Below are 14,664 nucleotides of genomic sequence, written 5' to 3' on the forward strand. Positions count from 1 at the left end.
GACCTAGAAATACCTCAAGAAATGCGGCGTTGCAGCACGTGAGTCGCGCTGTGCGTAGGAGAATTCGTCGATTTTTGTAAAGTATTCGTTACGGATCGGCCGCTATGGCGCAGGGATTGAGATTTGCGGGTTTGAAATGGCGTGCAGGTGTCACATAATCTTGACGACTAAGTTGGCGCCTGGGCAGAAAATTTCTGGCTCAGGCCCTCGATCACTCCTGTTTCGGGCCTTTTTATGCGTATCAAAGTCCACTGCCAGAACCGCATCGGCATTCTGCGCGACATTCTCAACCTGCTGGTGGAGTACGGGATCAACGTCGCTCGCGGCGAGGTCGGCGGTGAGCATGGCAATGCGATCTACCTGCATTGCCCGAACCTGATCAACATTCAGTTTCAGGCGTTGCGTCCGAAATTCGAATCGATTGCCGGAGTTTTTGGCGTCAAGCGCGTAGGGCTGATGCCCAGCGAACGTCGGCACATGGAGCTCAATGCGTTGCTCGGCGCCTTGGAGTTTCCGGTGCTGTCGATCGACATGGGCGGCTCGATCGTCGCGGCCAACCGCGCGGCGGCGCAGTTGCTCGGCGTGCGGGTAGATGAGGTGCCGGGGATTCCGCTGTCGCGTTACGCGGAGGATTTCGACTTGCCAGAACTGGTGCGCGCCAACAAGTCACGGATCAACGGGCTGCGGGTCAAGGTCAAGGGCGACGTGTTTCTCGCCGACATCGCGCCACTGCAATCGGAGCATGACGACAGCGAAGCCATGGCCGGCGCGGTACTCACGCTGCACCGCGCCGACCGGGTCGGTGAGCGCATCTATAACGTGCGCAAGCAGGAGCTGCGCGGTTTCGACAGCATTTTCCAAAGCTCGAAGGTGATGGCCGCGGTGGTGCGCGAAGCCCGACGCATGGCGCCGCTGGATGCGCCGCTATTGATAGAAGGTGAAACCGGTACGGGTAAAGAGTTGTTGGCGCGAGCCTGCCACCTGGCGAGTCCGCGGGGGCAGTCACCGTTGATGGCGCTCAACTGCGCCGGCCTGCCGGAATCCATGGCTGAGACGGAGCTGTTCGGCTACGGCCCCGGCGCTTTCGCAGGGGCGAGGGCAGAAGGCAAACTCGGTCTGCTGGAGCTGACGGCGGGCGGTACGCTGTTTCTCGATGGTGTCGGGGAAATGAGCCCGCGTTTGCAGGTCAAGTTGCTGCGTTTCCTGCAGGACGGTTGCTTCCGTCGTGTGGGCAGCGATGAAGAGGTTTATCTGGATGTACGGGTGATCTGCGCGACGCAGGTCGACCTGTCCGAGTTGTGCGCGCGGGGTGAGTTTCGCCAGGATTTGTATCACCGTTTGAACGTGCTTTCACTGCACATTCCGCCACTGCGCGAATGCCTCGATGGTTTGACCCCGCTGGTGGAGCACTTCCTTGATCAGGCCAGTCGGCAGATCGGTTGCCCGCTACCGAAACTGGCGCCGGCGGCGATGGAGCGGCTCAGTCACTACCATTGGCCGGGTAATGTTCGGCAATTGGAGAACGTGTTGTTCCAGGCCGTTTCCCTGTGCGAAGGCGGGACGGTAAAGGCCGAGCATATTCGCCTGCCGGATTACGGCGTGCGTCAGCCACTTGGCGATTTCTCGCTCGAGGGCGGGTTGGACGAGATTGTCGGGCGTTTCGAGAAGGCGGTGCTGGAGCGTTTGTACTCCGAGCACCCGAGCAGTCGGCAACTGGGCAAGCGATTGGGGGTTTCGCATACGACCATTGCCAATAAGTTGCGTGAGTATGAAGTTGGAAAGGGAGGTGAGGCTTAAGGTCAAGAGATCGCAGCCTCGTTTCACTCGACAGCTCCTACAGGTGATCGCATTTCTTTTGTAGGAGCTGCGGCACGCTGCGATCCTTTGATCTGTTGCCGCAAAGCGGCATAACACCGCCGGTTTTTCGACTTCGATACATTTCCCCATTCCCCGCAAAACCCCTCAAGTCCTTTGTTTGCCGGGCCCTGCGCCGCCAGAAAAAAGTTGGTCTGCAAATTGCTTATGGCTCAGCAGTACAGCGGTGGGCGGCAAACGTCCGGCATGCAGAGGAAAGAGTGTGGACAAGTACCTTTATGTGGCAATGACCGGCGCCAGCCAGAATGCACTGGCGCAGAAGGCTCATGCGAACAACCTGGCGAACATCTCCACCAACGGTTTCCAGAAAGACCTGGAGCAGGCGCGTTCGATGCCGGTGTTTGGTGACAGCTTTCCGGCGCGTGCGTTTGCCTTGTCCGAACGTCCGGCCACCGATTTTTCCCCTGGCGCATTGGTGGAAACCGGCCGCGACCTCGATGTCGCGGTGCAAGGCAATGGCTGGATCGCCGTGCAGAACCCTGACGGCGGCGAAAGCTACGTGCGCACCGGCAGCCTGAACGTCGACGCCCTGGGTGTGCTGCGGGCCGGCAACGGTATGCCGGTGATGGGCAATGGCGGGCCGATTGCCGTGCCGCCCGAGCAGCAAATCGAAGTGGGCGAGGACGGCACCATCAGCATTCGTGCGATGGGTGAAGGTCCTCGCGTGATGGCGGAAGTCGACCGCATCAAGCTGGTTAATCCTGACTTCAAGAACATGACCAAAGGCCTGGACGGTTCAATCCACACCAAGGACGGCAAGCCGGCGCAAGCCGATGCCGACGTCAAACTGGTCTCGGGTTTCCTTGAGTCGAGCAACGTCAATGCCGTGGAAGAGATGACCTCGGTGCTGGCCCTGGCCAAGCAGTTCGAGCTGCACATCAAGATGATGAACACCGCCAAAGACGATGACCAGGCCATGGCTCGGGTCTTGCAGATCAGCTAATTATCAGAACGTCGCGCCGTAAAACAGGCGCACGAGGAGAATCGAATGCTTCCGGCTCTATGGGTTGCCAAAACAGGTCTGTCCGCCCAGGACACCAACCTGACGACCATTTCCAACAACCTGGCCAACGTGTCGACCACGGGTTTCAAACGTGACCGCGCCGAGTTCCAGGACTTGCTCTACCAGATCAAACGCCAGCCAGGCGCCCAGTCGACCCAGGACAGTGAACTGCCGTCGGGTCTGCAATTGGGTACCGGTGTGCGCATTGTCGGCACCCAGAAAAACTTCACCGCCGGCAGTCTGCAAACCACCGAGCAACCGTTGGACATGGCCATCGACGGTCGCGGTTTCTTCCAGATTCTGCAGCCGGACGGCACGACTTCCTACACCCGTGACGGTACGTTCCACCTGGACTCCAACGGTCAGATCGTGAACGCCAGCGGCTTCGCCCTGGAACCGGCCATCGTCATCCCGAACGATGCCCAGACCTTCACGGTCGGTCGCGACGGCACCGTGTCCATCACCGTTGCCGGCAACCCGGCATCCCAGGTGATCGGCAACCTGCAAACCGCCGACTTCATCAACCCGGCCGGTCTGCAGGCTGTGGGCAACAACCTGTTCCTGGAAACCGCTGCCAGCGGCGCGCCGCAAGTCGGCACCCCGGGCCTGGCCGGTTTCGGCACCACGCTGCAGAACACCCTGGAAACTTCGAACGTCAGTACCGTTGAAGAGATGGTCAACATGATCACCACTCAGCGTGCTTACGAGATGAACTCCAAGGTGATCTCTACCGCCGACCAGATGCTCTCGTTCGTAACGCAGAATCTGTAATCAAGTCTATGAGGCGGCCATCAGGTCGCCTGCAACACCGTGAGGTAGGGTCATGAATCACTTCGTATCTGTTCTGGCACTGAGTGGGGCCGTCGTGCTCGCGGGCTGCGTTGCCCCGCCGCCCAAGCCCAATGACCCTTACTACGCCCCGGTGTTGCCGCGCACACCGCTGCCGGCTGCCGCCAATAACGGCTCGATCTACCAGGCCGGTTTCGAACAGAACCTGTACAGCGACCGCAAGGCGTTCCGGGTCGGTGACATCATCACCATCACCCTGAATGAACGCACCCAGGCCAGCAAGAACGCCAACTCGCAAATTGGCAAGAACAGCAAGACCGACATCGGTCTGAGCTCGTTTTTCGGGGGTGGCCTGAGCACCAACGATCCGGTGGGTAGCGGCAACCTCAGTCTGGATGTCGGTTACGAAGGCGACCGCGCGACCAAGGGCGACAGCAAGTCCGGGCAGAGCAACAGCCTGACTGGTTCGATCACGGTAACGGTTGCTGACGTGTTGCCCAACGGCATCATCGCCGTGCGCGGCGAGAAGTGGCTGACCCTCAACACCGGCGATGAGCTGGTGCGGATTGCCGGTATGGTTCGATCCGATGACATCGCCACCGATAACACTGTGTCGTCGACCCGCGTCGCCGATGCGCGCATCACCTATTCGGGCACCGGTGCATTTGCCGATGCGAGTCAGCCTGGCTGGTTCGACCGTTTCTTCCTCAGCCCGCTGTTCCCTTTCTAGGTGGCTACGTTGAATTTCAAACACCTGATGGTGGCTGCGTTCCTGATGAGCGCAGCCTTCGGTGCTCAAGCCGAGCGGCTGAAGGATATCGCCAGTATTTCCGGCGTGCGTTCCAACCAATTGATCGGCTACGGCCTGGTGGTCGGACTTAACGGCACCGGTGACCAGACGACGCAAACCCCGTTCACCTTGCAGACCTTCAACAACATGCTCTCGCAGTTCGGCATCAAGGTGCCGGCGGGTTCGGGTAACGTGCAGTTGAAGAACGTCGCGGCGGTGTCGATCAGTGCTGATTTGCCGGCGTTCGCCAAGCCGGGTCAGCAGGTCGACATCACCGTATCGTCCATCGGTAACTCCAAGAGCCTGCGCGGCGGCACCTTGCTGCTGACGCCGCTGAAGGGTATCGACGGCAACGTCTATGCGGTCGCTCAGGGCAACCTGGTGGTCGGCGGTTTCGACGCCGAAGGTCGTGACGGTTCGAAGATCACCGTCAACGTTCCGTCGGCCGGTCGTATCCCGGGCGGTGCGTCGGTTGAGCGTTCGGTGCCGAGCGGTTTCAACCAGGGCAACAGCCTGACGCTGAACCTCAACCGTTCGGACTTCACCACGGCCAAGCGCATCGTCGACAAGATCAACAACATGCTCGGCCCTGGCGTTGCCCAGGCCATCGACGGCGGTTCGATTCGCGTCAGTGCGCCACTTGATCCGAGTCAGCGCGTCGACTATTTGTCGATCATCGAGAACCTTGAAGTCGACCCGGGTCAGGCGGTGGCGAAAGTCATTATCAACTCGCGGACCGGCACCATCGTGATCGGCCAAAACGTCAAGGTTTCCCCGGCCGCCGTGACCCATGGCAGCCTGACCGTGACCATCACCGAAGACCCGATCGTCAGCCAGCCCGGCCCTCTGTCCAATGGGCAGACGGCGGTCGTGCCGCGCTCGCGGGTCAACGCCCAGCAGGAAGCCAAGCCGATGTTCAAGTTCGGTCCGGGTACCACCCTCGACGAAATCGTGCGTGCGGTGAACCAGGTCGGCGCGGCACCGGGTGACTTGATGGCCATCCTCGAAGCACTGAAACAGGCCGGCGCGTTGCAAGCCGACCTGATCGTGATCTGAGGACGGCGACCATGGATATGCGCAAGGGCGGATTGGGGGTCAGCAGCAACGATTCGGGTTCCTATTCGGACCTGAATCGCTTGAACCAGCTCAAGGTCGGCGACAAGGACAGTGACGCGAACATGCGCAAGGTTGCGCAGGAATTCGAGTCGCTGTTCCTCGGTGAAATGCTCAAGTCCATGCGCTCGGCCACCGACGCGCTGGGCCAGGACAATCCGCTCAACACGCCGGCAGCCAAGCAATACCAGGAAATGTACGACCAGCAGTTGGCCGTTTCCATGTCCCGCGAGGGTGGTGGTATTGGTCTGGCTGACGTGCTGATGCGTCAGATGTCGAAGAACAAACCGCTGGCCCCGGGCGAGGCCGCTGCCGCGTCAGCCGCCAAGCAAGCTGCCGCGAAAGCCGCCGTGGAAACCCCGATTGCCGCCGGTACGGTCGCCACCAACGGGCCGCTGTCGCGCCTCAATGGCGAGCGTCCGTTGTGGGCTTCGCGCTCGGTGAAGTCGGCAAGTGCGGGCGAGGGCACTCATCGCAATGATATGGCGCTGATCAATCAGCGACGTCTGGCGCTGCCGCCGAAACTGGCCGACCGCTTGCTCGCAGGGCTGGTGCCGTCGGCATCGACCACTGCCGCGACCGTCACGACGGCGCAGAACAACATCCAAATGCCGCAGAGCACCAAGACCGGTGCCGGTCCCCTGTACAACGGCGATTGGCTGGCTTCGCAAACGGATGCGACATCCAGCGGGCGCCTGCAGGTTTATGGCCGTGCCATGGCACAAATACCGCTGGCACCGGCGAAGAAAGCGTTCAGTTCCGCCGACGAATTCGTCAACACCATGCTGCCAATGGCCAAAGAGGCCGCCGAACGCATTGGTGTCGATCCGCGTTACCTGGTGGCGCAGGCCGCCCTGGAAACCGGTTGGGGCAAATCGGTCATGCGCGCCCAGGATGGCAGCAGCAGTCACAACCTGTTTGGCATCAAGGCTGGCAACAGTTGGAAAGGCGAATCGGCGCGGGCAATCACCAGCGAATTCAGGAACGGCGAGATGGTCAAGGAGACGGCTCAGTTCCGTTCCTATGACTCTTACAAGGACAGCTTCCATGACCTTGTGACGCTGCTGCAAACCAACAATCGCTATCAAGATGTTGTGAAGTCGGCCGATAACCCAGAACAGTTTGTGCGCGAGTTGCAAAAGGCCGGTTACGCAACCGACCCGGACTACGCAAGCAAGATTTCGCAGATAGCCAAGCAGATGACGAGTTACCAGAACTACGCTGCGGCGGGCGCTACCACCACGCCTCTATAGGCATAAGCTATAAGGTCTGAACCATGAGTTTGCTCAACATCGGGATGTCGGGGCTGTCAGCCAGCCAATCGTCGTTGATGACGACGGGTAACAACATCGCCAACGTCGACACCGCGGGTTACTCGCGTCAGCAGACCGTGCAGGGCACCAAAGCCTCGCAGCAGTTCGGCAATGTCTACATCGGCACTGGTACGACGCTGGCCGATGTGCGCCGGGTGTACAACAGCTACCTTGACGCCCAACTGCAGACCACCACGTCGCTCAACAGTGATTCGGCCGCGTACCTGGGCCAGGTCACGCCGCTGGACAAACTGCTGTCGGACAGCGGCACCGGCCTGAACGGCGCACTGACCAAGTTCTTCGCCTCGGTACAGAACGTCAACGCCAAGCCGGGTGACGACGCTTCACGCCAGTTGCTGCTCAGCGATGCCCAGGCCTTGAGCAACCGTTTCAATTCGGTGTCCAGCCAGTTGAACGCGCAGAACGCGAACATCAATGGCAACCTGACGAACATGGCCGATCAGGTCAACAAACTGGCCGCCACCGTGGCGCAGTTGAACCAGAAAATTTCCGAGATTTCCAGCGCCGGCGGCATGCCGAACGAGCTGCTCGACGCCCGTAACGAGACCGTACGCCAGCTCTCGACCTTTACCGGCGCGCAGATCGTCGAACGCGAAGGTAACGTCGATATCTATCTGGGCAGCGGCCAGCCGCTGGTCATGGGCAACACCGTCAACAAACTCGAAGTCGTGCCGGGCAAAGACGACCCGAACCGCTTGTCTCTGCAACTCAATCGTGGTTCGAGCACCATCGATATCACGTCGATCATGACCGGTGGCGAAATCGGGGGTTTGCTGCGTTATCGCAGCACCGTGCTGGACCCTGCCATGAATGAACTGGGTCGCGTCGCTCTGGTCGTCGCCGATCAGATGAACAGCATCCAGGCCCAGGGCATCGACAAGAACGGTGACTTCGGTTCGAACCTGTTCAACAGCATCAACAGTGCCGCGCAGATGGCTCAGCGCAGCATCGCCTCCGGCAATAACAGCGTGGGCTCGGGCAACTTCGATGTCAGCATCGAAGACACTGGCAAGCTGACCATCAACGATTACAAAGTGACGTTCACTAGCGCCACCGACTACACCGTGCAGCGCCTGCCAGACAATACGTCTATGGGCAGCTTCAACACGGCGACCACACCTGCGCCGGTGATCGACGGTTTTTCCTTGAAGCTAACAAGTGGCACCGCGGCTGCAGGCGATACCTTCAAGATCACCCCGACCCGTAACGCGGCCGCCAACATCAAGACCGAGATGACCGACTCCAAACGTCTGGCCATTGCGGCACCGTTGGGCGCTGCCATTGCGGCGAGCGGCAGTGGCAATGGCACCCTGACCATTCCGGCCAGCGGCCAACCGACCCTGACCACCCAATTCGATATCTACGACGCGGCCACCAAAACCGCGATGCAAAACGGCCTGAAAAACTCCACGCCGACCAAGGTGGTATTTGGTGCGGTGTCCGCCGACGGCACCAGCCAGACCTACCAGTTCCTGGATGCCAAGGGCGGGTTGATCAGCAGCGGCACCATCAAGCCAGGTGAGAGCAACACCCTGAACCTGAGCATTCCGCTCAAGGATGCCACGGGCGCGCCGATCCCGCCTGCGCCTGCCACTCAGTACACCGCGGCCTTCAGCATGACCATCGCCGGCTCCCCCAGCAACGGCGCCGGGATCAACGTCTCGCTTAGTCAGCCGGGCAGCCTGGACAACCGTAACGGCACCACACTGGCCGGCTTGCAGACCGCGCAGACCGTGGACACCGGCTCCGCCAGCAAAGGTATTTCCCTGAACGACGCTTACGGCAAACTGGTCGAAGGCGTTGGCTCCAAGGCCGCCCAGGGCAAGCTCGACAGCGCCGCGACCTCAGCCATCCTGGCGAACGCCAAAGGTGCGCGCGACTCGCTTTCGGGTGTCGACCTCGATGAGGAAACCGGCAACCTGGTCAAGTATCAACAGTACTACACCGCCTCTTCGCAGATCATCAAGGCTGCGCAGGAAATCTTCAGCACACTGATCAACAGCATTTAAGGAGTCGTAGCCCATGCGCATTTCTACCGCCCAGTTTTACGAGTCCTCGGCTGCGAACTATCAGAAGAACTTCGCCAACGTGGTCAAGAGCAGCGAAGAGGCCAGCAGCCTGGTTCGCGTGAACACGGCTGCTGATGATCCGGTTGGCGCCTCGCGTCTGTTGCAATTGGGTCAGCAGGCTTCGATGCTTGATCAGTACGAGTCCAACGCCACGACCATCAAGGCGACGCTCGGTACCGCCGAAGCGGTGATGACTAGCATCGGCAACGTCTTGCAGCGCGCCAGGGAACTGGCCGTTGGTGCGGGCAGCGCCGGTTACACCGATGCCGACCGTCAGGCCAACGCTTCGGAGTTGGGGCAGATCGAAGAGCAATTGCTGAGCCTGATGAACAGCAAGGACGAAAACGGCAAATACATCTTCGCTGGTTCCAAGGGCGACACCGTGCCGTTCACGCGTAACAACGACGGGACCTACAGCTACAACGGTGACCAGGTAACCCTTGACCTGGCGATCGGCGACACCATGTCGATGGCCACCAACAGCACCGGTTGGGACGCGTTCCAGCAAGCGATCAACACCAGCCGTAGCCAGGTCACCATGACTGCACCGGCGGTGGATGATGGTCGAGTGGTGTTGTCCAACGGCCAGGTGTCGTCGGGCGTAACCTACAACAACAAGTTCCGCAGCGGCGAGCCATACACCGTTGCTTTCGTCAGCGGCACGCAGTTGAAAATTACCGACTCGGCCGGCAACGACGTGACCGCCGAAGCCAGTCAGGGCGGTGCGTTCGATCCTTCCACCAAATCCGGCCAGGCCGTCACTTTCCGAGGTGTCGAGCTGACCCTGAATATCAATCTGGGCGCCGGTGAAACCGCGGCTACAGTGTTGCCGGGTCACAGCTTTACGCTGGCAGCCAAGCCTGACACATTCACCGCCACCCGCAGTCCAGGCAACCCGTCGACGGCGCAAGTCACCGGCAGCAGCATCACCAACCCGGTCAACTACCACGCCAGTTTCCCGACCGGCTCGGCGGTCATGAAGTTCACCAGCGCCACCGACTTCGAACTGTACGCAGCGCCTTTGACCGCCAACAGCAAGCCGGTGTCTACCGGGACCATGGCCGGCAGCGTCGCCACCGCATCGGGTGTGAGCTTCACCCTGAGCGGTACGCCAGCTGCCAACGATCAGTTCAGCATCGCGGTCAACACTCACGAAACCCAGAACATTCTGGACACCGTGAGCCAGTTGAAAACCGCACTGAATACGCCAACCAACGGTAGCCCGATCGCCACTCAGAAATTGCAGGCGTCATTGGCTTCGGGCATTGCCAACCTGGCCAGCGGTACCGATCAGTTGTCCAGCGCCTTGAGTTCAGTCGGTGGACGCGGTGCTGCCCTGGACACCCAGAGCGATACCAACCAGAGCCTGAAGCTGGCCAATGCCCAGACCCAATCGTCGATACGTGATTCCGATCCGGCTGAGGTGATGACCCGTCTGACCTTGCAGCAAACCATGCTGCAAGCCTCGCAATTGGCCTTCAGCAAGATTGCTCAGTTGGGCTTGTTCAACAAGGTCTGAGTTTGCGCCTGCCGGGCTGCTAACCGTCTTTTTTAAGCGGTTCCGGGGCCTCTGCCTGAAAGGGTCGAGGCCCGCCGCTCGAGAGTTTTCCGCCGTGAATCAACGCCCCCTTGTCAGTATCGTCATCCCTGCCTTCAACCCGCGCTTCTTCAGTCAGGCATTGGAAAGCGCACTCGCCCAGACCTACGAGAACATCGAGATCGTCATCTGTGACGATTCGTCCAGCGACGAGATCCGCGATGTTGTCGAGGCCTTCATCGAGCCGGCTCACCCGGTTCGCTACTTGCGTAATCCGCAGCGTCTGGGCTTGCAGAAGAACGTATTGCGTTGCGTCGAAGAAGCCCGGGGCGAGTTCATCAAAGTGCTGTGCGACGACGACCGTCTGTTTTCACCGAGCGTTGCCTTGCAGGCGCAGGTGTTGATCGACCACGCAGACGTGAATGTGGTGTTTGCCCTGCGGATGCTCAGCGATGCCGGTAATTTCATCCTGCCGCCACGGGTCGACAACTGTCGGTTCTCACCGAACGACGCCTTGCTCAAGGGCGATGACATGCTGGCGATCTTCGAAGGCACGCCGAAGAATTTCCTCGGCAATTTCAGTTCGACCCTGATGCGTCGCGTTGACGTGCTGGAGCTGTTGCCGGCGCTGATTCAGGAAGGCGCCGGTTTCGTCGCCATGCTCGATTTCGCCTTGTTTGTGTGTTTGATGCGTCGTGGCAATCTGGTGTCGCTGAGCACTGTGCTGAGTACCGAACGTTTGTACCCGGAGCGTCTGAGCAAAACCCCGGAAATGGTCAAGGCCGCGGCCATGGAGTGGAGCTGGCTTTCGCAGATGCTGGCGGCGCGCAGCGGTGAATCGGCACCGGCATCGGGTTGGGTGCGCTACATCGAACTGGCCAAAATCACCGACCAGCCCCACGCCTGGGAAGAGTTGTGCGTGGTGCGCATCCTAGGCAACCGCAACACGGTGGTGAATGGCCGGGTGGGCGGGGAGAGCGAAAGCTACGCCGATTTCTATCGCGAATGGCTGGCGATCCGCAGGTTCTCCGATGTCGAGCAACGGCTCTTGCCGCAGCGCATCGACAGCTGGGCGTTCCGTCCGCAGATCGTGCCGATCGTGATCGATAGCGGCGCTGACAGTGCTGCGCTGAACACTACGTTGCAAAGCATCAGCCGTCAGCTTTACACGCCGCAAGCAGTGGTGGTGCTCTCTGATGCCTTGTGTGTGGCCGACGATCGCGTGGTGCAGTTGCCGTTCCAGGCTGATTGGGCGCAACAGCTCAACGCGGTGGTACCGCAACTGGAAGGTGCCCACTGGTTTTATCTGCTTCATGCTGGCGACACCTTGCGCGAGTCGGCTCTGCTGATCCTGGCCGAACGCATTGCGGGTTCGGCAGGCATTCTCTGTGCCTACAGCGACGAGGGCGCGCTGGTCGATGGTGAGTCGGTCGACCCGGTGTTCAAACCCGATTTCAACCTCGATCTGATGCGCGCCTATCCCTACGTCGGCCGAACCCTGGCCTTTGAGCGGCAGCGCTTCATGGCGCTGGGCGGTTTCGATTCGGCTCACGGTGAGCTGGCGCCGCACGATCTGTTATGGCGTCTGGTGGAAGAGGCCGGGCCGCAAACCATCGAGCACATCGCCGAAATCCAGGTGGAGTCGAGTCAGTCTTTCGCCGCCTGGTTATCGTTGCCCGAAGTGATCGAGAACAACGCCGGCACGGTCAGCGCGCACCTGGATCGTATTGGTGTGGCGCACGCGATCCGGCAGGAAGCGTTGCCGTTGATCAACCGTATCGACTACCTCCATGGGGCGCGTCCGCTGGTGTCGATCATCATCCAGACCGGCGATTCGCTGTACGCCTTGCAGCGGTGTATCGAAGGCTTGATCGAGCGCACGGCTTACAGCCAATACGAAATCCTGATCGTCGACAGCGGCAGTGACGACCCGGCGATGCTCGATTGGCTGGAGGCGATGGCGCAGTTGGGCGCCGCGATGCTGCGAGTACTGCGTTACGCCGGTGACGCCAACGACGGGGCGATTCGCAACTTCGCCGCGAGCCTGGCGCATGGCGAATACTTGCTGCTGCTCAGTGCGCAGACGGTAATCTGCGACAGCGACTGGCTGGACGAATTGCTTAATCACGCCCGGCGGCCGGAAGTGGGTGTGGTCGGGGCCCGCATCCTTAGCCCCGAGGGATCGATCGTCAGTGCCGGGTTGATTCTTGGCCTGGCCGGGCCGGTCGGTTCGCCGTTTCATGGCGAGGCGGCCGGCTCTCGCGGCTACATGCAGCGTTTGCACGTGACCCAGAACTGGAGCGCGGTGAGTAATCACTGCCTGATGGTGCGCAAGCAAGTGTTCGATGAGCTAGAGCAGTTCGATGAAGCGACCTTCACCCAGGGCCTCAGCGACGTCGACTTGTGTTTGCGGGCGAGCAAGGATGGTTATCTGGTGGTCTGGACGCCTTACGCCAACGTGGTGTGGGTGCCGCAAGATGTATCGCCGACGTCGCCTTCGACATTGGCGCTGCGCGAGCATGAACAGGAAATCTTCTATCGCAAATGGCTGCCGAAGATCGCCAAGGATCCGGCCTACAGCCCGGCGCTGAGTCTTGGGGGGGCCAGCTTCAGTCTGGAACCAACGCTGCGCAATAACTGGAGTCCGTTCTGCACCCGCGCCTTGCCGTTGATTCTCGGTCTACCGGTCAACAGCAGCGCCGTCGGCCACTACCGGGTGACCGCGCCGCTGGCCGAGCTTGAAGCGGTCGGGCGGGTGATCGCGCGGGTGGCCTATGAGTCGCCCTCGACCGTGGAGATCGAGCGTCTGTCTCCGGACACGATCATTCTGCAAGGGCGTTATAGCGAAGGCGCAGCCGGCGACATTCTGCGGATGAAAAAGTATTCCAGTGCGCTGCGGATTTTCGAACTCGACGATTACGTCGTCAGTGCGCCGAAGAAAAATACCCACGCCCGTAACATGCCGGTCAACACCGAGCAAATGTTGCGTGAAGGCATCGGCCTGTGCGACCGCGTGGTGGTCACCACTCAACCGCTGGCAGATGCCTTGTCGAGCATGCACAGCGAGATCCGCGTGGTACCGAACATGCTGTCGCCGGACCCATGGGCGACGCTGAGCAGTCGTCGTCGCACCTCTAGCAAACCACGAGTCGGCTGGGGTGGCGGCACCAGCCATACCGGTGACCTGGAGATCATTGCCGAGGTCGTGCGCGAGCTGGCGAACGAGGTCGAGTGGGTATTCTTCGGCATGTGCCCTGACGCCTTGCGCCCGTATGTTCACGAGTTTCACTCCACCATCGGCTTGCAGAGCTACCCGTTCAAACTGGCCAGCCTGAACCTCGATCTGGCGCTGGCACCGCTGGAATTCCATATCTTCAACGACTGCAAAAGCAACCTGCGCTTGCTGGAGTATGGCGCCTGTGGTTACCCGGTGATCTGCACCGACACCGAGGCCTACCGCGGCCACTTGCCATGCACCAAGGTCTATAGCAACAGCACCGACGAATGGCTGCAGGCGATCCGCATGCACCTGGCCGACCCGGACGCCAGTTACCGTATGGGCGATGAACTGAAGGAGGCGGTGCACCGCGATTTCATGTTGCGTGGCGACAACCTCAATCACTGGTTGTGGGGCTGGTTGCCGGACTGATTGGCTTCGACCCATCCCTTGAAAACAGGCGACTTTATGTCGCCTGTTTTTTATTCCAAGGTGATTTTTCTTCTCCAGTTCGAGTTGGATTTGCCGAAAGCGTCGGGATAAACATTATTGAAACGAGGATGTGACGACGCTCGCCGGGCGCCGTTTTCTGCAGGTATCTGGTTCAACAACATGGCAAGGAAGAAGTCGAAATGGCAGTGATAAACGGGACAAACGGCGTGGATACGCTGACAGGTACCGGTGGGGATGATGAGATCAATGCCCTGGGTGGTGATGATGTGATCAAGGGAAGTGCCGGTGCCGACAAACTGGACGGTGGCACAGGGTTCGATACGGTGGATTATTCGGTCTCCGGTGCGGCAGTCAATGTCGACATTCGCGCCGGTACGGGCAAGCCCGGCATTGGCGGTGATGCCGAAGGCGATACCTTGCTCAATATCGAGAAGGTGATTGGCACGGCGTTCAACGACACCTTCAGCACCACTATTGCCAATAC

The 14,664-nt window shown here is 60.2% G+C and carries 10 protein-coding genes; all 10 read left to right on the forward strand.

The window, feature by feature from the left end; translation table 11 throughout:
• Nucleotides 1-234 precede the first annotated feature (234 nt).
• Nucleotides 235-1,797, forward strand: coding sequence for a sigma-54-dependent transcriptional regulator (locus tag WLY71_RS13410; protein WP_347803925.1), 1,563 nt, complete (start codon nt 235-237; stop codon nt 1,795-1,797).
• Between the two features lie 280 nt (nt 1,798-2,077).
• Nucleotides 2,078-2,818, forward strand: a complete 741-nt coding sequence (locus WLY71_RS13415; protein ID WP_150655070.1) for a flagellar basal body rod protein FlgF — start codon at nt 2,078-2,080, stop codon at nt 2,816-2,818.
• Between the two features lie 45 nt (nt 2,819-2,863).
• Entirely contained in the window at nt 2,864-3,649 is a 786-nt protein-coding gene (gene flgG, locus WLY71_RS13420; protein ID WP_056742138.1) for a flagellar basal-body rod protein FlgG, read from the forward strand.
• Between the two features lie 52 nt (nt 3,650-3,701).
• Nucleotides 3,702-4,397, forward strand: coding sequence for a flagellar basal body L-ring protein FlgH (gene flgH / locus WLY71_RS13425; protein WP_347803926.1), 696 nt, complete (start codon nt 3,702-3,704; stop codon nt 4,395-4,397).
• 27 nt (nt 4,398-4,424) lie between these two features.
• On the forward strand, nt 4,425-5,513 hold the full coding sequence (locus WLY71_RS13430; RefSeq protein ID WP_347803932.1) for a flagellar basal body P-ring protein FlgI: 1,089 nt from the start codon (nt 4,425-4,427) through the stop codon (nt 5,511-5,513).
• Nucleotides 5,514-5,524: 11 nt separating this feature from the next.
• A complete protein-coding gene (gene flgJ, locus WLY71_RS13435; RefSeq protein ID WP_347803927.1) occupies nt 5,525-6,823 on the forward strand; it encodes a flagellar assembly peptidoglycan hydrolase FlgJ in 1,299 nt (432 codons plus the stop codon).
• A 23-nt stretch (nt 6,824-6,846) separates the two neighbouring features.
• Nucleotides 6,847-8,913 carry a flagellar hook-associated protein FlgK gene (flgK, locus tag WLY71_RS13440; protein WP_347803928.1) on the forward strand — a complete coding sequence of 689 codons (2,067 nt, stop codon included), beginning with the start codon at nt 6,847-6,849 and terminating at the stop codon, nt 8,911-8,913.
• Nucleotides 8,914-8,926: 13 nt separating this feature from the next.
• Nucleotides 8,927-10,492 (forward strand): flagellar hook-associated protein 3, encoded by a 1,566-nt coding sequence (locus tag WLY71_RS13445; protein WP_347803929.1) that lies wholly within the window; start codon nt 8,927-8,929, stop codon nt 10,490-10,492.
• 94 nt (nt 10,493-10,586) lie between these two features.
• Nucleotides 10,587-14,159: a glycosyltransferase gene (locus WLY71_RS13450; protein ID WP_347803930.1), complete on the forward strand. Its 3,573-nt coding sequence runs from the start codon at nt 10,587-10,589 to the stop codon at nt 14,157-14,159.
• A 200-nt stretch (nt 14,160-14,359) separates the two neighbouring features.
• On the forward strand, nt 14,360-14,664 hold a 305-nt coding region (locus tag WLY71_RS13455; RefSeq protein WP_425589923.1), incomplete at its 3' end, for a calcium-binding protein.

This window comes from Pseudomonas rossensis (assembly GCF_039888995.1).
Classification (GTDB): Bacteria; Pseudomonadota; Gammaproteobacteria; order Pseudomonadales; family Pseudomonadaceae; genus Aquipseudomonas; species Aquipseudomonas rossensis.

Bases quoted from the DNA above. Each gene is read 5' to 3' on its own strand.
- WLY71_RS13410 (WP_347803925.1), top strand. From the start codon at position 235: ATGCGTATCAAAGTCCACTGCCAGAACCGCATCGGCATTCTGCGCGAC.
- flgG (WP_056742138.1), top strand. From the start codon at position 2,864: ATGCTTCCGGCTCTATGGGTTGCCAAAACAGGTCTGTCCGCCCAGGAC.
- flgH (WP_347803926.1), top strand. From the start codon at position 3,702: ATGAATCACTTCGTATCTGTTCTGGCACTGAGTGGGGCCGTCGTGCTC.
- WLY71_RS13430 (WP_347803932.1), top strand. From the start codon at position 4,425: ATGGTGGCTGCGTTCCTGATGAGCGCAGCCTTCGGTGCTCAAGCCGAG.
- flgJ (WP_347803927.1), top strand. From the start codon at position 5,525: ATGGATATGCGCAAGGGCGGATTGGGGGTCAGCAGCAACGATTCGGGT.
- flgK (WP_347803928.1), top strand. From the start codon at position 6,847: ATGAGTTTGCTCAACATCGGGATGTCGGGGCTGTCAGCCAGCCAATCG.
- WLY71_RS13445 (WP_347803929.1), top strand. From the start codon at position 8,927: ATGCGCATTTCTACCGCCCAGTTTTACGAGTCCTCGGCTGCGAACTAT.